The following is a 22,444-nucleotide window of genomic DNA, read 5'->3' as shown; positions in this document are numbered from 1 at the left end:
CCCCTGCCATGACTTCACGCGTAAAGTGACAGTAACAGGCGATGACTTCAAGCGCAAAGTGATGGCGTGCTTCGCCGGAACGGCAGGAGGCTTCATGAGCGGCACGGGAGGACCAGTGGGTGGCACGGATGGACGCGAGGACGGCATGAGCGGACACGAGGGCGACGAGGAGCTGCGGTGGCTCGACGAGCAGGAGAAGGCGGCGTGGACGGGGCTGATCTCCCTCGTCCTGCTGCTGCCCGCGAAGCTTGAGGCGCCGCTGCGGCAGGAGCACGGCCTCACCCTGTTCGAGTACCTCGTGCTCAGCCATCTCTCCGAGGCCCCGCGGCGCACGCTGCGGATGGGGGAGCTCGCCTTCCTCGCCAGCGGGTCGCTCTCCCGTCTGTCCAACGTCGTCAAACGCTGTGAGCAGCGCGGCTGGGTCGTACGGATGCCCGACCCGGCCGACGGCCGCTACACCCTCGCCGAACTCACCGACGAGGGTTTCGGTGTCGTGCACCTGGCGGCGCCCACGCATCTGCGCTCCGTGCGCCGCATCGTGCTGGACTCGCTCGGCGCCGCCGACCAGAAGGCGCTCGCCCGCGTGGCGGAGAAGCTCCACATCGTCCCCGACGACTTCGGGTGACGCTCAGGCGCCCGCGGCCTCCTGCGTGATCTGGTCCCACTGGGCGCCCATGGCCGCCGCGAGCGCCTGAGCGGCCGACAGGGGGCGGACCATCACCATGAACTCGTCGATCAGGCCCTCCTCGTCCACGTGCAGGAAGTCGCAGCCGGTGATCTGCCGGTCGCCGACCCTGGCCTCGAAGACGAGCGCGGAATCGCGGCCCCCGGCGTCGTTGATCTCGCGCACGTACCGCAGGTCCTCCAAGACCCGCGTGACGCCGCGCAGGATCGCGGCGGTCGTCGCCTTGCCCGGGTAGGGGCGGAACACGACCGGGCTGGAGAAGACGACGTCCTCGGCCAGGAGTGCCTCCATGGCGGCGTGATCGTTGGCCTCGACGGCCTTGCGGAAAGCCTGCATGCCCGAACCTCACATCATCGATACTCAATTTGTTGAGTAGGTGCGGAGGAGACTAATCACATCGGTGTACGGTGTCCAGATGTCTCTCAAGTACGCGGTGCTGGCGGCGCTCCTGGAGGGCGAGTCGTCCGGCTACGACCTGGCCAAGATCTTCGACGTGTCCGTGTCGAACTTCTGGTCCGCGACGCCCCAGCAGCTCTACCGCGAGCTGGAGCGCCTGGCCGCCGACGGGCTGATCGACGCCCGCGTGGTGCAGCAGGAGCGCAGGCCGAACAAGCGGATGTTCACGCTCACCGACGCGGGCCTGCGCGATCTGCACGCCTTCGCCGCCGAGCCGCCCCGCCCCATCGCCATCCGGGACGAGCTCATGGTCAAGGTGCAGGCCATGGACGGCGCCGACCCGGCCGCCACCCGCGCGCTCGTCGAGGAGCGCATGGCGTGGTCGCGCGGCAAACTCGCCCGGTACGAACGCCTGCGCCTGCACCTCCTCGGCGGCCGCGAGGAAGAGGCGTATCTGCGCGACGCCGAGCGCGTCGGCCCCTACCTCACGCTGATGGCGGGCAGATCCCTGGAAGAGTCGAACCTGCGGTGGGGCGAGCGGATCCTTGAGATCCTCGACCGGCGCAGCAACTACGCGGATCAGAGCGGGACGTGAGGAGACAGCGGTGGACGGAACACGGGACGTACCTGATGCGCCTGGCGCGTCCGGCGCATCCGGCGCGTCTGGCGTGCTCGACACGCCCGATGAGTCCGACGAGTCCGCCGTGCCCGACGTGGCCGAGGTGCTCGACGCCCGGTCGCACGAGCCGCCGCGCGCCGTGCTCACCGACTTCGGCGGGGTGCTGACCACCAGCGTGCTCGACTCGTTCCGCGCCTGGTCCACGGGGGTCGGCGACGATCCGCTGCTGCTGGAGCGGCTGTTCCGCGAGGACACCGAATCGTCCGCGCTCCTGGTGGAGCACGAGTGCGGGCGCCTGGGCGAGGCCGACTTCGAGCGGGGCATCGCCGCGCGGCTGCGCGAGAAGGGCGTGAGCGTGGCACCCGCGGGCCTCGTCGCCGCGATCGGGGCGGGCATGCGACCGGACGAGGCGATGCTCGCGGCCCTGGGCGAACTGCGTGCCCGGGGCGTCCCGGTGGCCATCGTGTCCAACGCGCTCGGCGACGACTGCTACCAGGGATACGACCTGGACGCGCTCGCGGACACCGTCGTCATCTCCAGTGAGATCGGCTCCCGCAAGCCGGGCCGCCGCATCTACCGGACGGCCTGCGACCGCCTCGGCGTCGAACCCTCCGACTGCGTCATGATCGACGACCTGGAGCACAATCTGCGCGGCGCGGAACGGCTCGGCATCCGGGGTCTGCACCACATCCGCAGCGAGGAGACGGTCCGCGCCCTCGGGCAGCTGTTCGGCGTCGACTCGCTCGCCGGACCCGGTGCGCCGGGCCCGGCGTGAGCCGCGCTGCTCTCACACCCGGCCGCGGTTCTCCCTCACCCGGCCGCGCTTCTCCCTAACCGGCCGCGTACACGTCCTCCACGTAGCGCCCCTCCTTGGTCAGCCCGGCCAGCCACCGCTCGGAGTCCGCCTCCGTGGCCCCCGGCGTGCGGTCCCGGTGCACAGTGCGCAGGGCCTCGCGCACGCCCGGTGCCATGCGTGAGCCGTCGCCGCACACGTACACCCGGGCCCCGGCGGCCAGCAGCTGCCACACCTCGTCCGCCTCCGCCGCGATGCGGTGCTGGACGAAGGCCGCTCCGTCGACGGGAGCGGCGCTGAAGGCGGGCCGCAGCGAGATCGCTCCGGCCGACTCCGCGGCGCGCAGCTCCCCGGCGTGCAGGAAGTCGGCGTCCGGGGCGTCGCAGCCGAAGTAGCAGAGGGCCGACGGGAGTTGGGCCCCCGCGGCCACCAGCGCCGCACGGTCCGCGATCGCACCGCGGAACGGAGCGAGACCGGTCCCCGCGGCGACCATGATGACGGGCGCGGTGTCGGCGTGGTCGATGCGGAAGACCTCGCGGCAGGGCTGCACCCGGGCCAGGACCGTGTCGCCCGGCCGCACCCCGTTCAGATGGCCGGAGCCGGTGCCGCGGTAGCGCCGCCCGCTGCCCGAGCGGGCCGGGGCTTCGAGCAGGGACACCATCAGGTCGGCGTGACGGGGGTCCACGCCCGGCGAGGAGGACACCGAGTAGTGCCGGGGCCGCAACGGCGTCAGGACGTCGAGCAGCCGCGCCCACTCCAGGGCGCCGCGCAGGGCGGGGCAGTCCTCGACCAGTTCGAGGAGCGTGCGCCCGTCGGCCGCGCGGGCCTCGGCGTCGGAGGCGAGGGCCGCCAGCGCCCTGTGCTCCGGCGGACAGGGATTGGCGGCGGCGAGCACGGCCAGCTGCTCGGCGGTGGGCCGCTCCTGCAACTCGACGTGCCGGGACAGGAGCAGGCGCACCGTCAGCGGCCGGTCCACGGCGAGGCCGTCACGGCGCGGGCGGCTCGCGCGGATGTCGAGCACGGCCTCCAGGTCCACGCCGAACGCGGCGGCGGCCCGCTCGACCAGCGCCGGGTCGTTGACCGGCAGCACGGCGAAATGGTCGCCGGTGCGATAGGTCACCCCGGCGGGCAGCGCGAGCCGCACGAAGCGCTTCGTGCGGGGGTGGCCGGGAGCGGTGAGGTCACGGGCCTCGCTGACCTCCATCGGTACGAGACCGTGCCGCGCGGCGAGCGCGTCCAGCGGTCCGCCCGTCACCTCACGGACCTCGTAGCCGTCCATGGCGAGGGCGGGGCCCGGGGCCTCCAGCGCGTCGGGATCGCCGTACCGCTCCAGAAGAGCCGTCCGCAGCCGTGCCGTGAACTCCCTTACGGCGCCGCCGAGATCACCCGAGGCGTCGGCCGCCGCGCGCGCCAGGAGCCGGGTGCCGCCCAGCTCCGCGAGCCGCTCGTCGAAGCGCGTCGGGACGTGCTGGTAGGTGGCGGCCCAGTTGCGGTCGCCCACCCCGAGGACCGCGTACGTGAGGTGCTCGGCGCTGCCTTCCGGGGCGCCCTCCAGCCATGCGGCGAAAGCCGCGGCGTCGTCGGTGGGCCGGCCGTTGTAGGAGGCGGCGGTGACGACGACCGGACGGTCGGCGGGCAGCGCGCCGGCGTACTGGTCCAGCGGTGCGACCTCCGTGGCGCAGCCCACTGCGGCGGCCTCGTCGGCGAGTCGGGCGGCGACGTCACGGCAGGTGCCGTAGTTGCTGCCGTGCAGGAAGAGCGCCCGGGTGCCCGGCAGGACGCGCGCGGGCAGGGCGGTGGCGTCGGGCTCCGCGGCCTTCGGTCCCGCCGTCGCGCCCGGCAGCCCGCCGTGCACGCGGTCCGCGGCGGTGCGCGGGCTCAGCGTGAGCGTGAAGCCGTCGGGCTTGAGGGTCAGGGTCTCCTTGACGTGGAGCCGGTAGCCGGCGTGGTCGTGCAGCCGGTAGCGGTGGACGAGCATCCCGAGCAGCATGGTCGCCTCGTGCAGCGCGAACTGCCGCCCGATGCAGGCCCGTTCACCGGTGCCGAACGGCTTGAACGCGTGCGGGGAGCGCGCGGCCTCCGCCTCGGGGGTGAACCGCGCCGGGTCGAAGAGCTCGGGGTTGTCGCCCCACACGGGCTGCCGGTGCAGCATCGGTGCGATGACGGTGACGCCCTGGCCCGCGCGCAGCGGGATGCGGCCGCCGAGCAGCGTGTCCTCGCGGGCGTGCCGGCCGAACGCGGCGGCCGTCGGCCACAGCCGCAGCGCCTCGTTGAGGACCTGCCGGGTGTACGTGAGCCGCCCCACCTCGTCGAACGTCGGCTCGGGGTCGGCCGTGTCGCCCCACAGGGCGTCGACCTCCCGCCGTACGAGGTCGAGGACGGCCGGGTGCTTGGCCAGGTAGTACAGCGCGAACGACATCGCGCCGGACGTCGTCTCGTGCCCCGCGATCAGGAAGGTGATGACCTGGTTGCGGATGTTGGCGGTGTCCAGCTTCGTGCCGTCGGCCGGGTGCGAGGCGCTGAGCATCAGGCCGAGCAGGTCATCGGCGGGCCCGGCGCCGGGCGCGGAGCCCGACCGCGCGTCGATGACCTCGTCGACCACCCGCGCCAGATGGTCGGCGTCCGCCCGGAAGGCCGCGTCCGCCGCCGTGTGGTCGCTGCCCGGCGTGCGGCTCAGCCGCGTCATGCTCCACTCCAGGCAGCGGACCATGGAGCCGATGAAGGGATGCGGCTCGGCCCGCTCGAACGAACCGAAGTCGTAGCCGAACCCGGCGAGCCCGATCGTGTCCAGGGTCATCCGGGTCATGTCGCCCGGCACGTCCACGGGGTGCCCCTCGCGCGCGCCCCGGTCCCACGACGCGATGAGCCGGTGCGCGACGCGCAGCATCACCGGGTGGTACGTCCGCATCGAGCCCATCGCGAAGGCGGGCATCAGGATGTCGTGCGCGCGGGCCCAGTTGGGCTCGTCGTCGTACGCGGTGAACAGGCCGTCGGCGGTGAACTCGCGCACGTTCTGGAGCGCCGGGCCGACGTGCTTGGCGAACCGGGTCTCGTCGGCCAGCTCGGTCACGAGGTCGAGATCGCTCACGAACAGCGCCTCACGGCCGTGCAGCCGCCGCCGCACCACGGGCCCGTGGCGGCGGAGCAGCTCCATGACCCCCTGCACGGGAGCGGGGCCAGGACCGGTGGCGGAGACGTCGATCAGCGGTACGCCGTCGACCTCGGGACCGGCGTCCTGGGGGAGGGGTGCGGTGGTGGTGGGGGGCATGGCGTGACAACTGCCTTTCGCCGTACGGAAGTCACTGCTCACCACTGTGGGCGCCGCTCCCCGCGGCTCCGGGCCCTGTCCCTACATGATTGTGTAGGGGCGCATGCCTCCCCGCTCTTGACTGCGCCCGCCCCGGCTGCCCCGCCCCGCGCCGGACCGCCTCGAAGGAGTCGCCCCGTGAGTTTCTCGGACCCCCCGGACCCTTCCGACTCCGTGGGCCACGTGCTCTGGCGCAACCGCGCCATGAACCTGTTCGCCCGCATCCCGATGCCGATCGCGGTGTGCGACGCGAACGGGGCGATCATCCTGGCCAACCCGGCGATGACGGCCGAATGGGGCGAGACGTCCGGCACCCTGCGCGGCCGCAACGTCCTGGAGCTCTTCCGCCCCGCCGAGCCGACCCAGGTCCTGCGGATCGCCGAGGCGGTACGGCTCGGGCGCCGCTCGCGCTATCCGGTCGCGGTGCGCTGGGCGGCGGCCGACGGGACACGGCGCCACGGCGAGCTGACGGCGGAACCGGTGAGCGACACCTCCGACGAGGTGCCCGGCCTGCTGGTGCTGCTGCGTGTCCTGGGCGAGGAACAGATCCCCGCCGCGCCGCCCGCCGAAGCAGCCACTCCGGCCGAGGCCCGCATCCTGGCGCTGCTCGCGGGTGGCGCCACCACGGCGCAGGCGGCCCGCGACACGGGCCTCACCACGGACGGCGTCACCTACCATCTGCGGCGCCTGACCGAGCGCTGGGGCGCGGCGAACCGGACGGAACTGGTGGCGCGGGCGTATGCGCTGGGGGTTCTCTCCCCGGGGGTGTGGCCGCCGGTCGCGTGACCGGGCCTGCCCGCCGGGGGAGCGGCCCCTCGGGGAGGGGCCGTGCTCAGCTCGGGCTTTCGCTCGACTCTGCCTTGGCGCGGCGGTACTCGGCGTTGATGCGCTGGGCCTCCTCGAGCTGGTCCTCGAGGATGACGATGCGGCAGGCCGCTTCGACGGGCGTCCCCTGGTCCACCAGTTCGCGGGCGCGGGCGGCGATCCGCAGCTGGTAGCGGGAGTACCGCCGGTGTCCGCCTTCCGAGCGGAGCGGCGTGATGAGCCGGGCCTCACCGATGGCCCGCAGGAAACCGGGAGTCGTGCCGAGCATCTCGGCGGCCCGCCCCATGGTGTAGGCGGGGTAGTCGTCGTCGTCCAGACGACCACTGAGCGGGGTATCTGCTGTCATGTCACCTCGATATGCGAACGCGCGTCGAGGGGCCCTGATGCCGTACGGCACCAAGGCCCCGAAGGAAATTCAACACCATCTGTCGGCCTCAGTGCTGCGCCGACCTCTTGTTTCCGCTGTCCTGCCACTCTTCGGGAGGGCGGGAACGCGGGGATCGCTGATGCCTGACCGGGGACCACCTTCCGTTCCGGGGTCGTGCGTACCCGGGCCGAATCGATCTCGGGCCGGGCGATCCTGATGGCGTCTGCTCCTCCGTTCTCCCTCTGATCTACAGCTACGGGAGAAACCCTACTCATGCGATCGCGCAATGTCTACCGTGGCGAGGATAGATTTTGTGCGCTGCCGTACCGCGCACGCATGCGGGCAGCACGAAGAGGGCCCCACCGGTGTGTGCCGGTGGGGCCCTCTTCGTGCTGCGGGTGTCGCGAGGTGCGTCTCCCGTTACACGGGAGCGGGGGCGCCGAGCAGGGCCGACGCCGTTTCGAGCGGGGAGAGGGCGCGCGGGGCGGGCTCCTCCGAGGGGGTCCGGCAGGTGAAGCCGAGCATCCGCATGGCACGGGTGACCTCGGCGCCGCTGAAGTCGCGGCGGTCCTGCCGGGTGATGACCGCGCCCACCTGCTTGATGGGGTAGTGACGGCGGCCGATGATGACCGAGTCACCCGTGACGGGCTCGGGCTTGATGCCCTTCATCGACTCGAGCACCCCAGCCTTGGTGAGGTCGAACGGGAAACGGGCGATGACGCAGCGCATGATGCCTCACAGGTGAGGAGAGGGGCGGCAGACAGGGGTGGGGCGCTCAACGCGTGAGGGCGATGACGTCCCGTAGGCGGACCTGGTCCGTGTAGGCGGGGTCCTCACGGACCTCGATGAGCCGGGCCCGGGTGATCAGGCCCGTGCACTGGTCGTCCTCGTCGCACAGGAACAGATGGCCGGCGCCCGCGCCGGACATGACCGAGAGCGCAAGCTCGACGGTCATGTCGTCGCGGACCTGCGGTCCGCTCACGTCCAGGCCGCCCGCGCACTCGGCGGACCCGGCGCGGTCGGGCGCGGAGACGGCGGCGGAAGCCGCCGGGCGTGGCTGGGTCTGAACCGGTGTCAAAGGTGCCTCCTGCAGGGATGGATGAGCCTGGCGGTCGCGAAGGCCCTGGTACTAGGCAGCCGAACTGGAAGGCGACGGACCCTGCGCGGCGCGGCGCGGGCCGCGGTCCGTGCGGCGGTCCTGGGCGCTGCGGCTGCGGCGGCCACGGGACGAGGCGGCACTGCCGCGCCGGGGGCGCTCCGCGGCCGGCATGGTGATGGTGACCGGGATGCCCGAAGGAGCCTGGGCGCCGGTGATGCGGCTCAGCTCCTCGTCGCCGGAGCGCACCTGGGCGGTCTGCGGGGTGATGCCCGCGGCGGCCATCAGACGGCTCATGTCGCGGCGCTGATTGGGCGTCACCAGGGTGACGACGCTGCCGGACTCACCGGCGCGGGCCGTGCGGCCGCCGCGGTGGAGGTAGTCCTTGTGGTCGGTGGGCGGGTCGACGTTCACGACCAGGTCGAGGTTGTCGACGTGGATGCCGCGAGCGGCGACGTTGGTCGCCACGAGCACCGTCACATGACCCGTCTTGAACTGGGACAGGGTCCGCGTGCGCTGCGGCTGGGACTTCCCGCCGTGCAGGGCCGCGGCGCGGACGCCGCTGTTCAGGAGGTGCTCGGTCAGCCGGTCGACGGCGTGCTTGGTGTCCAGGAACATGATCACGCGGCCGTCGCGGGCCGCGATCTCGGTGGTGGCCTGGTGCTTGTCCGCGCCGTGCACGTGCAGCACGTGGTGCTCCATCGTGGTGACCGCGCCCGCCGAGGGGTCGACGGAGTGGACCACCGGGTCGGAGAGGTAGCGGCGGACCAGCAGGTCGACGTTGCGGTCGAGGGTGGCCGAGAACAGCATCCGCTGGCCCTCGGGGTGCACCTGGTCGAGCAGCGCCGTGACCTGGGGCATGAAGCCCATGTCGGCCATCTGGTCGGCCTCGTCCAAGACGGTGATGCCGACCTGGTTGAGCCGGCAGTCGCCGCGGTCGATGAGGTCCTTGAGGCGGCCGGGCGTGGCGACGACGACCTCGGCGCCGGCGCGCAGCGCACCGGCCTGCTTGCCGATCGACATGCCGCCGACCACGGTGGCGAGCTTCAGGCGCAGGGCGCGGGCGTACGGCGTGAGCGCGTCGGTGACCTGCTGGGCCAGTTCGCGGGTGGGGACGAGGACCAGGGCGAGCGGCTGGCGCGGCTCGGCGCGCTGGCCCTCCGTACGGGCGAGCAGGGCCAGGCCGAAGGCCAGGGTCTTGCCGGAGCCGGTGCGGCCACGGCCCAGGACGTCACGGCCCGCGAGCGAGTTGGGCAGCGTCGCGCCCTGGATCGGGAAGGGCACGCTCATGCCTTCGCGGCCGAGCGCGGCGAGCAGCGGCGCCGGCATGGCGAGATCGGCGAAGGCCTCGACGGCCGGGAGCGCGGGGGTGATCGTCACCGGCAGGGCGAACTCGCCCTGGGGCGCGGAGGGCCGGCGGCCGTGGCCACCGGAGCGGCCGGGAGCGCCGGAGCGGCCGGACGAGGAGCCGTAGCGGCTGCCGCCACCGCTCCTGCCGGAACCGGAGCCGTAACCGGAGCCCGAACCGGAGCCGTAGCCACCGGAGCGGGAGCGGGAAGAGCGGTCGTTCGTGCGTGCGCGGTTCATGCGGAACCTTCCTCGATGCGGCACGTACCAAGGAAATTCCGCAGCAAAAGCGCAGCGCGGCAAATCGCGAGAACGGGCCGGATGAAATGCGTGAAGCGAATCCGGCCGGCGGCAGCGTTCTGCGGGGGCGGATGCGCGGGAACGAGTGACGTTCCGGACAGGGGCACGATGGGCGCGATGCCGACGGAGAGAACCGAAGGGATGATCGCGCGGGAAACGTGGCCCTGGGTGGTGCGGGAATGCACGAGCTGGGGCCCGCACCCAAGGTGCGGGCCCCAGCTACGAAGTACGCGTGAGCGTCAGGCGGGAACGATGTTCTCGGCCGTCGGGCCCTTCTGGCCCTGGGCGATGTCGAAGTTCACCTTCTGGCCTTCCTGGAGCTCACGGAAGCCCTGGGCGGCGATGTTCGAGTAGTGGGCGAAGACGTCGGGGCCGCCGCCGTCCTGCTCGATGAAGCCGAAGCCCTTTTCCGAGTTGAACCACTTCACGGTGCCAATAGCCATGTCATATCTCCTTCGGGTGCAGTGCCCGGAGCCGCATTGTGCTGACTCCGTGTCGCCGCGATGATTGCCCCGCCGGAAATGACCGGAAATACAAAAGTGCTCTCACCGTCCGAAAAGGCGGTGAGGGCACTTGAAGTTTTTTGGGAACCACAACTGCAACTGAGATCGACAGTAGCACGGTGTGGGCGGCTCCGGGCGGTGAAAAATGCCGCTCCGGGCGTCGCGCAAGAAACCCTCAGAGGGCCTGGAACTGATATCTCTCACGGCCGTCACACATATTGCTTCGCTCAAGAGGCAGCGTTTCTGCGGCAGGGGTCCTGGCCCGGGCGCGGGGCGGGGATCACCCCCTGTTCTGCGGGGCGATATGGCCGTGGACCTGGAACCTGCCGACCGCTTCCTCACCGGCCGAGCGCAGGCTCACCGCCACGGGCCCGGCGAACGTGTAGCCCTGCTCCGCGGCGTGTCGGTGCACCTGGGCGGCGAGGTAGCGGCTCAGTTCGGTCCCGGTGGTGACCAGCCGTCGATGGCTTTCCGGCGGCAGGTCGATGACGAACGAATTGGGCACGAGAACGCGCTCACGCCCGAGGATCAGCGCACTGTCGTCGCACTGCCGGCGCAATATGGCGACCACTTCTCCCCGCTTTTGCCGGGCCGGCAGCACAAGGCTCCACAGGGTGGTCGTCCAGCGCTCCATGGTGTGTTCGATCAGGCTGATGACTCGCATGGCGCTTCCGCTGCCCAGGGCGCGCGGGCACACACTCCCCCGAAGGAGTGGCCGATGGGGCAGAGCGGTTTACCGCGCCGCGAGGGTGGGCGGCTGCCCCGCGCCGACGACCAGGGCATAGGAGCCCAGACCGACGAGCCGGCTGCCGGGCAGCTGCTCGCGCCCGACGTACAGATCACCGACGGTTCCGGTCTCCGGGTCGAAGGTGATGTCGGAGAGGGTGCCGATGTCCTCGCCGTACTCGGTCAGGACCCGCAGGCCGAGCAGGCGTTTGAGCGCGCGGGAGTGCGCCTCGCCGTGGCCCGCCTCCGTCGCGGCGGCCGTGGTGTCGATGATCACGGCGTCCGGTCCCATGCCGCGCACCCGCGTCCAGGGCACGCTGTCGCCGCTCTTGGAACCCTTCAGATACAGCTCGGTGATCCGGCGTGTCCGCGCGTCGATGCCGAGCCCGGCCACCTCCCCGGCCGGGCGCGCGTCCTCTGCGCTGATGACCGGATGGCCCAGGACCCGGCTGAGCAGCATCATCGGTCGTCCCCTTTCGTGAAGTCCGTCTCGCCCGCGGCCCGGGTCCGGTTCCAGGCGGCGGCCAGCGCGTCGAGGTCGTCCACCGCCTGCCCGGCGAGCGCGGCCGGGATCACCAGCGTGTCGCCGGTCATCGCCAGTTGCCCGTGGGCGGGCAGGAACGCCTTGCGTTCGTGGCGGCCCATCGCCTCCGTGGTCGTGATCCGGAAGCCGACCACGCGGCCACTGGTGCCGCCCTCGACCACCGCGTCCAGGACGGTGCCCAATTCGAGCCCCGCATCGCTCAGGACGCGCGCGCCGTGCACCTGCCCGGTGCTGGCCTCGCCCCGGTCCACCACGGCGTCCCTGGCCTGGAGGACCTCGGTGGAGGGGATCATCACCGCGTCCGGGCCCAGCGCGTGGACGCCGGACCAGGGCAGGCTCTGCTTGAGCGGGCCGGACAGCAGGCCGCGCCCCGCCAGCGTGAATCCGGTGATCCGCCCGCCCGCCGCGTCGAAGACGGTGTCCTTGACCTGGGCCACCGCCTCCCCGCCCAGCGTGACCACGGGCCGCTTGGTCAGTTCGGCGGCGAGCATCAGAGTGATCATCGGGTCCTCCCGCGCCCGGCGCGGCGACCCCGCCGGACCACGATCGCGCCGCCGCCACGGCGTTTCGCCTGGGTGCCGAGGACCGCACCGGCCAGCAGGAGCAGTGCCGACACCACCACGATCAGCCACATCCACCAGACCACAGACGTCCACCTCCCGTGTCATCCCGCGGTTGCTACGAGTGCCCCCGGCCGGGCTTTTTATACGGAGAGTCAAGTCACGGGAATGTAACGGGAGATGGGGGGTAAGAGCCCGTGCACAGCGCGCTCTCACCCGGAGAGTGCCGTTCGTTCCGGGAGTGACGACGGTGGCCTCGACGACCAGCAGCACAGCACCCACGATGCCGTGCGCCGAACGACCCGCCGTCGGCACCGACATCGTCACGGCCGAGAGCGCGGCCACCGAGGAGACCCTGGCGGAGTCCGGCGCGCACGCCGGAAGCCGGCGCACGGCCGACCTCCGGGCCCTGTCCAAGTCGCTCTTCGCCCGCCTCGACGCCGTGGAGGAGGGCACGCCCGAGCACGCCTACATCCGCAACTCCCTGGTCGAGCTGAACCTCAACCTCGTGCAGTACGCGGCGCACCGCATGCGCCCGCGCGACGAGTCGTTCGAGGACGTCGTGCAGGTGGGCACGATCGGCCTGATCAAGGCGATCAACCGCTTCGACCTCCACCGGGGCGTGGAGTTCACGACCTTCGCGCTCCCGACGATCATGGGCGAGATCAAGCGCTTCTTCCGGGACACCACCTGGGCCGTGCGCGTCCCGCGCCGGCTCCAGGAGCTCCGCCTCGACCTGGTCAAGGCCACCACCGACCTGGAGCAGACGAACGGTCACGCCCCGACCACGGCCGAACTCGCCGAGTACCTGGACCTGGACGAGGCCGACGTCAACGAAGGCCTCACCGCGGCCAACGGCTACACCACGGCCTCCCTGGACTTCCCGGCCGACGGCGTCGACTCCGACGACACGCTGGCCGACCACGTCGGCTACCGCGACCCGGAGCTGGACAAGGTCGAGGACCTGCACTCCCTCAAGCCGCTCATCGCCGAGCTGCCGGAACGCGAACGCAGGATCCTCGCGATGCGCTTCGCCGCCGACATGACGCAGAGTGAGATCGGTGCGGAGCTGGGGGTCTCCCAGATGCACGTCTCGCGCATCCTCAACCGGACCCTCAAGCGGCTGCGGGCCAAGCTCGTCGACAAGAGGTAACCGGTCCCGGGGCGGTGGATCGCGCCGCGCGCGGGCACGGAGCTGTGCCGGGAGAGGCCACTGGGCCGCGCTCGGTACGATGCCTCCTGGGGGTGAGATGTCCACGGAGACCCATCGCCTGACCATCACCGAGCTCGCGAGTTGCTCCGACTCCGCGGTGCTGCGGGTCAGCGGCGAGCTCGACCAGTCGTGCGAGGAGTTCTTCCTGCGTACCCTCGGCGCCTCCGTCGAGGCCGGTCACCGGCATCTCGTCCTGGACGTGACGGCGCTGCTGTTCTGCGACTCGCGCGGGCTCAACTGCCTGCTGGCCGTGCGCTGGCTGCTCGCCCGCCGCGAGGGAAAGCTGCTGCTCGCGGGGGCGGGGCGCCGGCTGTCGGAGATGCTCACCCTGACCGGCAGCACGGATCTGCTCCCCCTGCACCGCACCGTCGGCCAGGCCCTGCAGACCCTCCCGGACGACCAGCGCCCCCTGTGGCCGCCGACGCAGGCCTAGCCGCCCCCGTTCGGGCCCCGGCCACCCGGCGTGGGCGCGGTCACCTGGCGCGGGCACGACCACCGTCCCGCCCGCGCCGCCCCTCCCGGCCCCGCTACTCCGTCCGCAGTGCCGTGGCCGTACGGGTCCTGGCCGCCCAGCCCGCGGGCAGCAGCGCCCCCAGGAGCGCGATGGCGACCCCGGCGAAGCCCACCAGGACCAGCAGCGGAGTCTCGTACACGTCAAGGACCGACGGCGGCAGTTCCGTGCCCACGGCGTGCCCCATCACCGGCAGGACGAAGCCGTGCAGCGCGAGCCCCGCGGGCACGCCCACCAGGCCGCCGATCACGCCGATCCCCGCCACCGAGGCCAGGACGAGCCCCACGGTCTGCCGCGGCGTCATGCCGATCGCCTTGCAGATGCCCAGGTCGTGGACGCGCTCGCGGGTGTCGAGCACGACGGAGTTCAGCACGCCGAGGCCCGCCACGGACACCAGCATCAGGGTGAGCAGGGCCGCCATCGCGTTCAGGACGAGGATCATGCCCTCCTGCTCGGACGGATCGTTCGCCATGGCGTGGCCGCCCAGCGGTTCGAGCGCCGCGGCGAGCTGCTCGGCGTAGGCGGCGGGGGAGACGCCCGCCGCCACGTCGACGTGGAACGTCTGGGGCTCGGCAGAGGGGAAGGCGCCGATGTCCGTGTGCAGGTGCAGGCCGTCGTCGGAGGTGTCGAAGGCCTCACCGACGATCCGCAGGGTCCGCGTCTCCTTTCCGAGGGTCACCCGCACGGTGTCACCGATCCCGGTGCCGGTCGTCTCCAGGAAGCGCGTGGGCACCACGAGCTGCCCCGCGCCGTCGATCCAGTGTCCGTCGATCATCTCGTAGGCGCCCGAACCCGTGTCGCCCTCGTAGAGGCTGGCCCGGACCGGTCCGGAGATCCCGCCGACGGTGACCTCGGTCTCCGTCAGGCCGTAGGACGAGGCGGTGCCCGCCTGTGCCGCGATCGCCGCGCGCACCTTCGCCGGATCGGCCGCCTTCTCCTCCGCCGCGCCGGGAGGCGGCGCCCCCGGACCGGCGTTCCGTCCGCCGCCCGCGATGACGGTCACCGCGGCGCGCTCCTCGGGATCCGCCGCGGCGCCCACCGCGTCCAGCGACGCGGTGAGCCCCACCGCGAACGTCGCGGTCACCGTCCCGAAGGCCACCGCGAGCACCATCGCGGCCGCCCGGACCGGATGCGCGAAAGGACTCGCGAGACCGTAGGTCACCGCCCGGGGCAGCGGCAGCCGCCCCGCGGCCCGGTGCGCCCACCGCCCGCGTCCCGTGCGCGGCGCCCGGCCCACCGCGATGGCCTCGACCGTGCTCAGCCGCCCGGCCCGCAGCGCGGGAATCAGCGCGGCGACGCCGACGACGCACAGCGCGGCGGCCGGCACGACGAGGTCCACCCACCAGGCCACCGACAGCGAAGCCGTGCCGTACGCCTGCTCGGTGCCGTCCAGGAGCGGCATGGCCAGCAGGTTCCCGAGCACGACCCCCAGGGCGATGCCGACGCCCGCCGGGATCAGCGCCTGGGCCACATAGGCGCGCACCACCTCGCGCGGCGTGAAGCCGATCGCCTTGAGGATGCCGATCCTGCGCAGGCTGGTGCCGACCGCGCCGCTGACCACGCTGCCGACGATGATCACGGACATGGCGATGCCGAGCACCCCGAACGCGATCAGGAACGGGATGGTCGGCGCCGCGCCCTGGTCGGCGGCGCGCTTGGTGTCCAGATAGGACCGGCTGCCGAGCAGCGCGCCGGACGGCACGGCCGCGGCGAGCTGCTCGCGGCCCGCGGTGATCTGCTCCTTCGTCTCCGCCGACGCCAGGCGGTAGAGCATCTGGTCCGTGGCCGGGGCGTCCTTCGACGCCAGCGCCCTGACCTGGGCGGGCGTCGCCCAGGCGGCGGCCGATTTGCCGGCCGACACGGCGAGGCCGACGACCTCCAGGGGCGCGGCGTCCGCGGCGTCCGACGTCTTCAGGGTGGAGCCGAGGTCGAAGGCCGGTCCGGCGAAGGTCGCGTCCAGCACGATCTCGCCCGGCTTCGTCGCCCAGCGGCCGGACTTGAGATCCAGGTCGTCCACGGCGGCGTCGGGACCGGACCGTCCGGCCAGGGTGGCGGTCGGCAGGTGGCCGCCGTCCACCGTCACCGGGCGGATCGTCGTGAGCGGGTAGGGGCCCGCGCTCGCCGTGACACCGTCCAGTCCTCCGGTGGCCTTGACCTGCGCCGTGCTCGCCTTGGCCGGGTCGAACTCGGCGGTGAGGTGCGCCCCGTCCTGCCGGGCGAAGGCGTGGTCGAAGGGGGCGTCCGCGGCGACCATCAGGGACCCGGCGACGACGGCCGAGGCCACGGCCATCATCGTGGCCACGGCGATCACCAGGGTCTGGACCCGCCGCCTGCCCACCCCGGAGCGCACGACGCGGCCCAGCGCGCCGGAGCCGAGGCGGTTCACCGGAGCACCCGCGCGGGCGTGTCGAGGGCCACGTGACCGTCGACCAGGTGGATCGTGCGGCTCGCGCAGGCCTCCGCGAGCGCCAGGTCGTGCGTGACGAGCACGATCGTCTGCCCGCCCCGGTGCAGGTCCACCAGCAACTCCCTTACGTCGTGGCCCGATGCGGTGTCGAGCGCGCCGGTCGGCTCGTCGGCCAGGAGCAGCGCGGGCCGGTTGACCAGCGCCCGGGCGACCGCGACCCGCTGGCGTTCGCCGCCCGACAGCCGGCCCGGGTAGGCGTCGGCGTGCTTCTGGATGCCGAGGATCTCCAGGAGTTCGGCGGTGCGGGCCGCCGCCTTCTTCCGTGCCGTCCCCGTCAGTTGGGCGGGCAACTGGATGTTGTCGGCGACGGTGAGGTCGTCGAGCAGGTTGAAGAACTGGAAGACCATGCCGATCTGTTCGCGGCGGAAGCGGGCGAGCGCGTGCTCGCTCAGCCGGTCGATCCGGCGGCCGGCCACCGTCACCTCGCCCTCCGTCGGCTTGTCCAGACCGGCGACGAGGTTCAGGAGGGTGGACTTGCCGCTGCCGGACGGCCCCGTCACCGCGAGGGCCTCGCCCCGGGCGACGCTGAGGTCCAGCGGTCCGAGCGCGGGGGCGCCCCCGCTGTCGTAGCGCTTGGCCACGCCCGCCAGTTCGATCACATGGGTCATGAGAGGTTCCGTCCTTGGGGTCCGGGGTCGAGCGGTGCCGACCCGCCGAACCTAGGAGCGCGGGCCACCGGGGCGCGTCGGCCCCGGCACCGACATCCGGCCCTCCCCGCGAAGGACTGCGCCACGGGGTCATCACAGCGGAGTACTCCTGGGGGAGGGCGCCCCTTGCCGCTCAGGCCGATGCGGGGCGCGGCGGCCAAGCCGCACAATGTGCCGGTGGACAAGGCACCGGACAAGCCACTGGGCGAGGGAGAACGGCGCGGAGCGCGTCAGCTGCTGCGCGATGCCTTCCGGCCGGAGGCGAAACCGGCTCCGCCTTCGCGCCGGGCCGTGCGCCTGGACGTGGCCCTGGCGGTCCTGCTGACGGTCATCGCCCTGATCGTGGCGGCGCGTTACCCCGACAGCGGGCCGGACGTGTACGGGCCGGAACCTCCGGCCAGGCCCGAACCGCCGCCCCCGGGTCCGGGGATCGTGGAGCCCGAGCCCTACGCGGCGCCCTGGCCGCTGGTCGTCCTCTCGGCGCTGCCGCTCGCGGCACGGCGGTGGTATCCGCTGTCCGCCTTCACGGCCGTGCTGTGCGTGGCGCTCGCCATCGGGGAGGACCGGGCCACCTGGATCAACGTGCTGGCCTGCGTCATCGGTGCCTACAGCGCCGTCGTGCACAGCCGCCACCGGATGCGGGCGATCGTCGTCCTGCTGCTCGCCGCCGTCCTCGCGGGCGTCGCGTTCCGGGACACGGCGCCCGTCCTGCCGGGCTGGTCGAGCCCGGCGGTCGTGCTGCTCGGCGCGGGGGTCCTCGCCGCCCTGGTCCGCTTCTGGCGGCGGCAGCTGACGGTGAGCCGGGACCGGTACGCCGAGCTGGAGGAGGCGCAGGGCGAGGCCATGCGCCGGGCGGTGGACGAGGAGAGATCCCGCATCGCCGCCGAACTGCACGACGTGGTGACCCACAATGTGAGCGTGATGGTGATCCAGGCGGGGGCGGCCCGCAAGGTGATGGACGCGGCGCCGGAGCAGTCGAAGCAGGCGCTCTTGGCGGTCGAGGCCGGGGGACGGGCCGCGATGGCCGAACTGCGGCACGTGATGGGCCTGTTGGCGGCCCCGGACACCGGCAGGGCCGACACGCCCGCGGACGGTCTGGAGCCGCAGCCGGGTCTCGCTCAGCTCGACGCCCTGATCGAGCGCGTGCGCGCCGCGGGCACTCCGGTCGACGTCACGGTCGACCTGCCGCCCGACCCGCTGTCACCGGGCGTGGACCTCGCGGCGTACCGCGTCGTCCAGGAGGCGCTGACGAACACGATCAAGCACGCGCCCGGCGCCGACGCCCGCGTGCGCATCGGTCACACGGACGCCCACCACGAGACGGGCCGGCCGGAGACGGCCCGCCTGGAGATAGAGGTCACCGACACGGGCGCGGCCCGGGCCGTGCCGCCGGCGGACGGCAACGGCCGCGGCCTGATCGGACTGCGCGAGCGCCTCGCGGTCTACGGCGGCGAACTCACCGCGGGGACCACCCTCGCGGGCGGATACCGCATCACGGCCCTCATCCCCTGGCGCACGGCATGAGCGGGCCCCCGCTGCGCATCGTGATCGCCGACGACCAGGCCCTCGTGCGCACCGGTTTCGGGATGATCCTGGCCGCCGACGGCATCGAGGTGACGGCCGCGGCCGCCGACGGAGCCGAGGCGGTGGCCGCCGTGCGGCGCACCCGGCCCGACGTCGTCCTCATGGACATCCGGATGCCGCAGATGGACGGGATCGAGGCCACCCGGCGGATCCTGGGCGGTGAGGGCCCGCAGGAGACGCGGGTCATCATCCTCACCACGTATGACCTGGACCACTACGTGTACGCGGCGCTCACCGCCGGTGCGAGCGGCTTCCTGCTCAAGGACGTCACCCCGGAGCATCTGGTGGCCGCCGTACGCCTGGTGCAGTCCGGCGACGCCCTGCTCGCGCCCACGATCACCCGTCGCCTCATCGAACGCTTCGCCGCCCGCGAGGAGAGCGAGCCCGCCGCTCTGCACCGCGATCTGTCCGACCTGACGCCCCGCGAACTGGAAGTGCTCCGGCTGCTCGCGACGGGCCTCAGCAACGCCGAGCTCGCCGACCGCCTCTTCCTGAGCCCGACCACGGTCAAGACCCACGTCGGCCGCATTCTGTCGAAACTGGACCTGCGCGACCGCGTCCAGGCCGTCGTGCTCGCCTACGAGACCGGGCTGATCGCACCGGGAGGCCGGAGCACGGGCCCCTGAGCGGCCCCGGCCGGTGGCGTCAGTGCTGCCGCCCGCGGAACTTGCCGAGCATCCGCTTGGCCTGGGCCCGCTTCCTGGGGTCGGCCGAGGCCTGGCGGACCTGCTGGATCGTGCGTTGGCCCTGAGGGCTGCGGGCGAATTGCTTGATGCGGTTGAGGACTCCGGCCATGTCGACTCCTGAGTAGGGGGAACTGCCCACCTGTGGCGGGGTGCTTGAGCGCGTACCCCCGCCGGCGGCACTTACGCCGAAGGGCGCGGGCACCTCGGATTCCGCCGCGCCGCCCCGAATGATCCGTTGGCCCTCTCGTGGTACCGAATGGAGCGCTGAGACTGTGCCATTGGTCCAGTGGAACGGGTGCGTGTTGAGCCAGTAGGGCTCTGGATGGTGTGATGGGGTCGTCGATGGCGCTGCGGATCCCCGCGGCGCCTTTTTCATGCGCAGTCGGACTGGTCGGGGAAGGGGCGGGAAAGCCGTGCTGAAGAGGGTGTTCGTGGCGCCGGATCCGGGACGGGCGCGCTTGCGGTTCGCCGCGCGGGCCGTCATCGGCATCGCGCTCGCGGTGGCCGTGTGCGGTCTGGCCGGGCACTCGCTCGTCGCGGCGATCACCGGCGGGCTCGCGGCGCTGCTCGCCCTCTTCACCGTGGCCGACGCGACGGTGAAGAAGCAGGCCGTCACCACGGCCCTGCTGCCCGCCGTCGGCTTTCCCGTGCTCGCTCTCGCCGCGGTGCTGCACGACGTGCCCGTGGCGCGGGACGCCGCGTTCCTGGCCGTGATGGGCGCAGGCGTGTACGCGCGGCGGTGGGGTCCGCGCGGGCACTCGCTCGGGGTGTTCGCGTTCATGACCTTCTTCGCGACCCAGTTCCTGCACACGGTGCCGGCGCAGCTGCCCGAGCTGTTCGCCGCCATCCTGCTCTCGCTGTGCGCCTCGTCGGCCGTACGGTTCGGGGCGTGGTGCTACGAGCGCCGCCTGCCGCCCGCGGTCGTGCCCGCCCCGCCGGGGGGCCGGGGCTTCGCCAGGACGACCACCCGGCAGGCCGTCCAGGCCATGCTCGGCGGCGCCTTCGCCCTCGCGGCGGGCCAGGTGCTCTCCCACGAGCGCTGGTACTGGGCCGTGGGCGCCACCTGGTGGGTGTTCGTGAACACCGCCTCCAGCGGGGAGACGCTGGTGCGCAGCTTCCGGCGGGTGCTCGGCACGGTCATCGGCATCGGCGCGGGATTCGTCCTCGCGGTCCCGCTGCACGGCGCGCCGGTGCCGTCGGCGATCGTCGTCGCGGTCAGCGTCTTCGGGATCTTCTACACCGCCGCGGTCTCCTACACCTGGATGATGCTCGCGGTCACCGTGATGGCCGGCGTCCTCTACGGACTGCTCGGCGTCCTGAACCCGGGGCTGCTCGCCCTGCGGGTCGCCGAGACCGGCGTGGGCGCGCTCGGCGCCGTACTCGCCGTGCTCCTCGTCCTGCCCGTCACCACCCACGCCACGACGAACGCCTGGATCGAGCGCGCCCTGCGCTGCGTCCACGCCTGCACGGAGGAGGCCGCCGCCCGGCTCGCCGGCTCCCGCGGCGCCGACCCCGCGCCGCGCGTCGCCGAGCTGGAGCAGCTCCTGGGGAAGGTGCGCTTCTCGCTCGCGCCCCTGGTGCACCCGCTCAGCCCGCTGCGGGCCCGCAAGCGGCGCGCCCGCCAGGTGCTCGCGCTGCTCGACGCCTGCGCCCGCGAGGTGCGCGGACTCGCCTCCATCGCCGCGGACCCCGAGGCCTCGCACGACGACCGGCTCGCCGCGGCCTGCTGGCGCGTCGAAGCGGCGGTCGAGGCGCTCACCGCGCCCGAGGCCGCACCCCGCCCGGCCACCGACACCGCCGCCCTGCCGCACCCCGCCGCGGCCGAGCCCGTCTTCGCCCATCTGCATGATCTGGAGAAGGCCCTCGTCGAGCTCGCCGAGCCGCTGCGCAGCCCGACCCGTACGCCTCTGATCGGGGCCTGAGCACCACCGATCACCCCTCTGTGCACATCCACCCCCCTGGTCGATCAGGGCCGCACCGGTCACACAAATCGCCGTCTCGGAACGAAGAGACATGAGTGGCGCGCTGCGTGGTAGATGAACTTCCGCTCCTCGGGCGGCGGGCCGTCCGCCTCCGTCCGGAGAGCGAAGTCGGACCGTGAAGCGCACGACCGAGAGGGATGATCACCATGCAGGAGGAGTCACCGTCCATCGTGCACGACGTGTCGGTCGCGGCGGCCGTCGGACGGCGCGCGCTGCCCAACCGCCTCTGTACCGCGTTCACTCAGTCGATGGGCGCGCAGCGGGCGGCCCTCTCCTGGCTGCCCCGGCTCGAACACTGGCAGCTGCTGCACGCCACCGACGAACCGGCGCTCCAGGCCGAGGCCGCGCAGTTCACCCGCGCCGACGGCCCTTCGGTCAGCGCGGCCCTGGGGATGCAGCCCGTGTTCGTGCCGGACCTGCGCGACTACCCGTGCCGCACCGGGCCGCCCCTGTCCGAGGAACTGCCGGGCACCCGGCGGGTGCTCGCGCTCCCGCTGCACGACCGCCACACGCCGGTCGGTGTGCTGTGTCTCTACTACACGGAACGCACCGACGTGACGTCCCGGCACATCGTCCACGCGCAACGCGCCGCGTCCCTCGCTCTGGAGGCCCTGCTGCGCTGGCGACCCGTACACGACGCCGGAACCGGTTGCCGGCGCCCTGTGTGGACCACCAGCACACGCGCGGCGCGCTGGGAGCGCATCCACCAGGCGGCCGACTACGTCGCCGCCCGTGAGGACTGCGCCGTCGCCGACGGCCTTGCCTGGCTCCAGGAGGTGAGCGCGCGGGACCGGCTCTCGCTCCTCGACGTCGCCGACACCGTCCTCCAGCCGCCCCGCGCCCACCACGACGACGAGCTCGAAGGAGGGAGCGGCCATGAACGGGCCCGTGGAACCGCTGCTTGACCGCGTGCAGGAGCGCGGTGGCTACGCGGAACGGCAGCAGGCCGCCGGAGCCGTGCACAACGTCCTGGAGGTCCTGGGCGAGCACCTGGTGGGGGACGACCGCACCGATCTCGCCCGTCTGCTGCCCCGGCAGTGCGGCCCGCTGCTCACCGAAGGCCCGCGGGCCGGCGAACCCCTGACGCCGGAGGCGTTCGTCGCGGCCGTGGGCGCCCGCGCCGACGGCGACGAGGCACGGGCCCGCCGTGCCGTCACCGCGGTGCTCGCCACCGTCGCCGAGATCGCCGACGACGCCCTGCTGCGCCGCATCCTCACCCAGCTTCCCCCTGGCCACGCCGGTCTGTTCGGCCGCACGGACCCCACGTGATCCGCGTCGCCCAGGTG

The 22,444-nt window shown here is 72.8% G+C and carries 25 protein-coding genes; 11 read left to right on the top strand and 14 right to left on the bottom strand.

The window, feature by feature from the left end; genetic code table 11:
- Positions 1–94: 94 nt before the first annotated feature.
- On the top strand, positions 95–625 hold the full coding sequence (locus QBL25_RS07800; protein WP_409056281.1) for a MarR family winged helix-turn-helix transcriptional regulator: 531 nt from the start codon (positions 95–97) through the stop codon (positions 623–625).
- Positions 626–628: 3 nt separating this feature from the next.
- Here the strand turns inward: QBL25_RS07800 and QBL25_RS07795 are convergent, their stop codons facing one another.
- Positions 629–1,021 (bottom strand): nuclear transport factor 2 family protein, encoded by a 393-nt coding sequence (locus QBL25_RS07795; RefSeq protein WP_409056280.1) that lies wholly within the window; start codon positions 1,019–1,021, stop codon positions 629–631.
- A 79-nt stretch (positions 1,022–1,100) separates the two neighbouring features.
- Between QBL25_RS07795 and QBL25_RS07790 the strand changes: the two genes are divergently transcribed.
- Positions 1,101–1,676 (top strand): PadR family transcriptional regulator, encoded by a 576-nt coding sequence (locus tag QBL25_RS07790; RefSeq protein ID WP_409056279.1) that lies wholly within the window; start codon positions 1,101–1,103, stop codon positions 1,674–1,676.
- Between the two features lie 10 nt (positions 1,677–1,686).
- On the top strand, positions 1,687–2,475 hold the full coding sequence (locus QBL25_RS07785) for an HAD family hydrolase (protein WP_409056278.1): 789 nt from the start codon (positions 1,687–1,689) through the stop codon (positions 2,473–2,475).
- A gap of 55 nt (positions 2,476–2,530) precedes the next feature.
- Here the strand turns inward: QBL25_RS07785 and QBL25_RS07780 are convergent, their stop codons facing one another.
- Positions 2,531–5,761, bottom strand: coding sequence for a cytochrome P450 (locus QBL25_RS07780; RefSeq protein ID WP_409056277.1), 3,231 nt, complete (start codon positions 5,759–5,761; stop codon positions 2,531–2,533).
- A gap of 243 nt (positions 5,762–6,004) precedes the next feature.
- Between QBL25_RS07780 and QBL25_RS07775 the strand changes: the two genes are divergently transcribed.
- The gene (locus QBL25_RS07775) at positions 6,005–6,586 is read left to right on the top strand and encodes a PAS domain-containing protein (RefSeq protein ID WP_409062576.1); all 582 of its coding nucleotides are present in this window, start codon (positions 6,005–6,007) and stop codon (positions 6,584–6,586) included.
- 46 nt (positions 6,587–6,632) lie between these two features.
- Here QBL25_RS07775 and QBL25_RS07770 read toward each other — a convergent pair whose 3' ends face one another.
- The 9 genes from QBL25_RS07770 to QBL25_RS07730 form a co-directional block, all read right to left on the bottom strand.
- Positions 6,633–6,971, bottom strand: coding sequence for a MerR family transcriptional regulator (locus QBL25_RS07770; RefSeq protein WP_409056276.1), 339 nt, complete (start codon positions 6,969–6,971; stop codon positions 6,633–6,635).
- A 441-nt stretch (positions 6,972–7,412) separates the two neighbouring features.
- The gene (locus QBL25_RS07765) at positions 7,413–7,721 is read right to left on the bottom strand and encodes an SCO5918 family protein (protein WP_409056275.1); all 309 of its coding nucleotides are present in this window, start codon (positions 7,719–7,721) and stop codon (positions 7,413–7,415) included.
- Between the two features lie 46 nt (positions 7,722–7,767).
- Positions 7,768–8,070: a CBS domain-containing protein gene (locus tag QBL25_RS07760; RefSeq protein WP_409056274.1), complete on the bottom strand. Its 303-nt coding sequence runs from the start codon at positions 8,068–8,070 to the stop codon at positions 7,768–7,770.
- Positions 8,071–8,121: 51 nt separating this feature from the next.
- On the bottom strand, positions 8,122–9,675 hold the full coding sequence (locus QBL25_RS07755; protein ID WP_409056273.1) for a DEAD/DEAH box helicase: 1,554 nt from the start codon (positions 9,673–9,675) through the stop codon (positions 8,122–8,124).
- A gap of 299 nt (positions 9,676–9,974) precedes the next feature.
- Positions 9,975–10,178, bottom strand: coding sequence for a cold-shock protein (locus QBL25_RS07750; RefSeq protein WP_361840963.1), 204 nt, complete (start codon positions 10,176–10,178; stop codon positions 9,975–9,977).
- A gap of 340 nt (positions 10,179–10,518) precedes the next feature.
- Entirely contained in the window at positions 10,519–10,902 is a 384-nt protein-coding gene (locus QBL25_RS07745) for an FhaA domain-containing protein (RefSeq protein WP_409056272.1), read from the bottom strand.
- Between the two features lie 69 nt (positions 10,903–10,971).
- Entirely contained in the window at positions 10,972–11,427 is a 456-nt protein-coding gene (locus tag QBL25_RS07740; RefSeq protein ID WP_409056271.1) for a PRC-barrel domain-containing protein, read from the bottom strand.
- Entirely contained in the window at positions 11,424–12,011 is a 588-nt protein-coding gene (locus tag QBL25_RS07735) for a PRC-barrel domain-containing protein (protein WP_409056270.1), read from the bottom strand. The genes QBL25_RS07740 and QBL25_RS07735 overlap by 4 nt, the downstream gene beginning before the upstream one ends.
- On the bottom strand, positions 12,008–12,154 hold the full coding sequence (locus QBL25_RS07730) for a hypothetical protein (RefSeq protein WP_409056269.1): 147 nt from the start codon (positions 12,152–12,154) through the stop codon (positions 12,008–12,010). Before QBL25_RS07730 ends, QBL25_RS07735 begins: the two co-directional genes overlap by 4 nt.
- A 155-nt stretch (positions 12,155–12,309) precedes the next feature.
- Between QBL25_RS07730 and QBL25_RS07725 the strand changes: the two genes are divergently transcribed.
- Positions 12,310–13,221 carry an RNA polymerase sigma factor SigF gene (locus tag QBL25_RS07725; RefSeq protein WP_409056268.1) on the top strand — a complete coding sequence of 304 codons (912 nt, stop codon included), beginning with the start codon at positions 12,310–12,312 and terminating at the stop codon, positions 13,219–13,221.
- Positions 13,222–13,318: 97 nt separating this feature from the next.
- A complete protein-coding gene (locus QBL25_RS07720) occupies positions 13,319–13,714 on the top strand; it encodes an STAS domain-containing protein (RefSeq protein WP_409056267.1) in 396 nt (131 codons plus the stop codon).
- 94 nt (positions 13,715–13,808) lie between these two features.
- Here the strand turns inward: QBL25_RS07720 and QBL25_RS07715 are convergent, their stop codons facing one another.
- A complete protein-coding gene (locus tag QBL25_RS07715) occupies positions 13,809–16,178 on the bottom strand; it encodes an ABC transporter permease (protein WP_409056266.1) in 2,370 nt (789 codons plus the stop codon).
- The gene (locus QBL25_RS07710) at positions 16,175–16,867 is read right to left on the bottom strand and encodes an ABC transporter ATP-binding protein (protein WP_409056265.1); all 693 of its coding nucleotides are present in this window, start codon (positions 16,865–16,867) and stop codon (positions 16,175–16,177) included. The genes QBL25_RS07715 and QBL25_RS07710 overlap by 4 nt, the downstream gene beginning before the upstream one ends.
- Positions 16,868–17,083: 216 nt before the next feature.
- Here QBL25_RS07710 and QBL25_RS07705 point away from each other — a divergent pair, with 216 nt between their 5' ends.
- Both QBL25_RS07705 and QBL25_RS07700 read left to right on the top strand, forming a co-directional pair.
- Positions 17,084–18,430 carry a sensor histidine kinase gene (locus tag QBL25_RS07705; RefSeq protein ID WP_409056264.1) on the top strand — a complete coding sequence of 449 codons (1,347 nt, stop codon included), beginning with the start codon at positions 17,084–17,086 and terminating at the stop codon, positions 18,428–18,430.
- Positions 18,427–19,116 carry a response regulator gene (locus QBL25_RS07700; RefSeq protein ID WP_409056263.1) on the top strand — a complete coding sequence of 230 codons (690 nt, stop codon included), beginning with the start codon at positions 18,427–18,429 and terminating at the stop codon, positions 19,114–19,116. The genes QBL25_RS07705 and QBL25_RS07700 overlap by 4 nt, the downstream gene beginning before the upstream one ends.
- Before the next feature lie 19 nt (positions 19,117–19,135).
- Here QBL25_RS07700 and QBL25_RS07695 read toward each other — a convergent pair whose 3' ends face one another.
- The gene (locus tag QBL25_RS07695) at positions 19,136–19,285 is read right to left on the bottom strand and encodes a hypothetical protein (protein ID WP_409056262.1); all 150 of its coding nucleotides are present in this window, start codon (positions 19,283–19,285) and stop codon (positions 19,136–19,138) included.
- Positions 19,286–19,589: 304 nt separating this feature from the next.
- Here QBL25_RS07695 and QBL25_RS07690 point away from each other — a divergent pair, with 304 nt between their 5' ends.
- The 3 genes from QBL25_RS07690 (at position 19,590) to QBL25_RS07680 (ending at position 22,427) form a co-directional block, all read left to right on the top strand.
- Positions 19,590–21,098, top strand: a complete 1,509-nt coding sequence (locus QBL25_RS07690; protein WP_409056261.1) for an FUSC family protein — start codon at positions 19,590–19,592, stop codon at positions 21,096–21,098.
- A 206-nt stretch (positions 21,099–21,304) separates the two neighbouring features.
- Positions 21,305–22,063, top strand: coding sequence for a GAF domain-containing protein (locus tag QBL25_RS07685; protein ID WP_409056260.1), 759 nt, complete (start codon positions 21,305–21,307; stop codon positions 22,061–22,063).
- Entirely contained in the window at positions 22,035–22,427 is a 393-nt protein-coding gene (locus QBL25_RS07680; RefSeq protein WP_409056259.1) for a DUF2267 domain-containing protein, read from the top strand. Before QBL25_RS07685 ends, QBL25_RS07680 begins: the two co-directional genes overlap by 29 nt.
- The last annotated feature ends 17 nt before the right edge of the window (positions 22,428–22,444 follow it).

Origin of the sequence: Streptomyces sp. SYP-A7185, assembly GCF_046103685.1 — a bacterium.
Lineage (GTDB): Bacteria > Actinomycetota > Actinomycetes > Streptomycetales > Streptomycetaceae > Streptomyces.
The sequence above is the reverse complement of the archived record's forward strand: the minus strand, read 5'-3'. Positions and strand labels throughout refer to the sequence as shown.

Bases quoted from the DNA above. Each gene is read 5' to 3' on its own strand.
- QBL25_RS07800 (WP_409056281.1), top strand. From the start codon at position 95: ATGAGCGGCACGGGAGGACCAGTGGGTGGCACGGATGGACGCGAGGAC.
- QBL25_RS07795 (WP_409056280.1), bottom strand. From the start codon at position 1,021: ATGCAGGCTTTCCGCAAGGCCGTCGAGGCCAACGATCACGCCGCCATG.
- QBL25_RS07790 (WP_409056279.1), top strand. From the start codon at position 1,101: ATGTCTCTCAAGTACGCGGTGCTGGCGGCGCTCCTGGAGGGCGAGTCG.
- QBL25_RS07780 (WP_409056277.1), bottom strand. From the start codon at position 5,761: ATGCCCCCCACCACCACCGCACCCCTCCCCCAGGACGCCGGTCCCGAG.
- QBL25_RS07775 (WP_409062576.1), top strand. From the start codon at position 6,005: ATGAACCTGTTCGCCCGCATCCCGATGCCGATCGCGGTGTGCGACGCG.
- QBL25_RS07770 (WP_409056276.1), bottom strand. From the start codon at position 6,971: ATGACAGCAGATACCCCGCTCAGTGGTCGTCTGGACGACGACGACTAC.
- QBL25_RS07765 (WP_409056275.1), bottom strand. From the start codon at position 7,721: ATGCGCTGCGTCATCGCCCGTTTCCCGTTCGACCTCACCAAGGCTGGG.
- QBL25_RS07755 (WP_409056273.1), bottom strand. From the start codon at position 9,675: ATGAACCGCGCACGCACGAACGACCGCTCTTCCCGCTCCCGCTCCGGT.
- QBL25_RS07750 (WP_361840963.1), bottom strand. From the start codon at position 10,178: ATGGCTATTGGCACCGTGAAGTGGTTCAACTCGGAAAAGGGCTTCGGC.
- QBL25_RS07745 (WP_409056272.1), bottom strand. From the start codon at position 10,902: ATGCGAGTCATCAGCCTGATCGAACACACCATGGAGCGCTGGACGACC.
- QBL25_RS07740 (WP_409056271.1), bottom strand. From the start codon at position 11,427: ATGATGCTGCTCAGCCGGGTCCTGGGCCATCCGGTCATCAGCGCAGAG.
- QBL25_RS07735 (WP_409056270.1), bottom strand. From the start codon at position 12,011: ATGATCACTCTGATGCTCGCCGCCGAACTGACCAAGCGGCCCGTGGTC.
- QBL25_RS07720 (WP_409056267.1), top strand. From the start codon at position 13,319: ATGTCCACGGAGACCCATCGCCTGACCATCACCGAGCTCGCGAGTTGC.
- QBL25_RS07710 (WP_409056265.1), bottom strand. From the start codon at position 16,867: ATGACCCATGTGATCGAACTGGCGGGCGTGGCCAAGCGCTACGACAGC.
- QBL25_RS07700 (WP_409056263.1), top strand. From the start codon at position 18,427: ATGAGCGGGCCCCCGCTGCGCATCGTGATCGCCGACGACCAGGCCCTC.
- QBL25_RS07695 (WP_409056262.1), bottom strand. From the start codon at position 19,285: ATGGCCGGAGTCCTCAACCGCATCAAGCAATTCGCCCGCAGCCCTCAG.
- QBL25_RS07685 (WP_409056260.1), top strand. From the start codon at position 21,305: ATGCAGGAGGAGTCACCGTCCATCGTGCACGACGTGTCGGTCGCGGCG.
- QBL25_RS07680 (WP_409056259.1), top strand. From the start codon at position 22,035: ATGAACGGGCCCGTGGAACCGCTGCTTGACCGCGTGCAGGAGCGCGGT.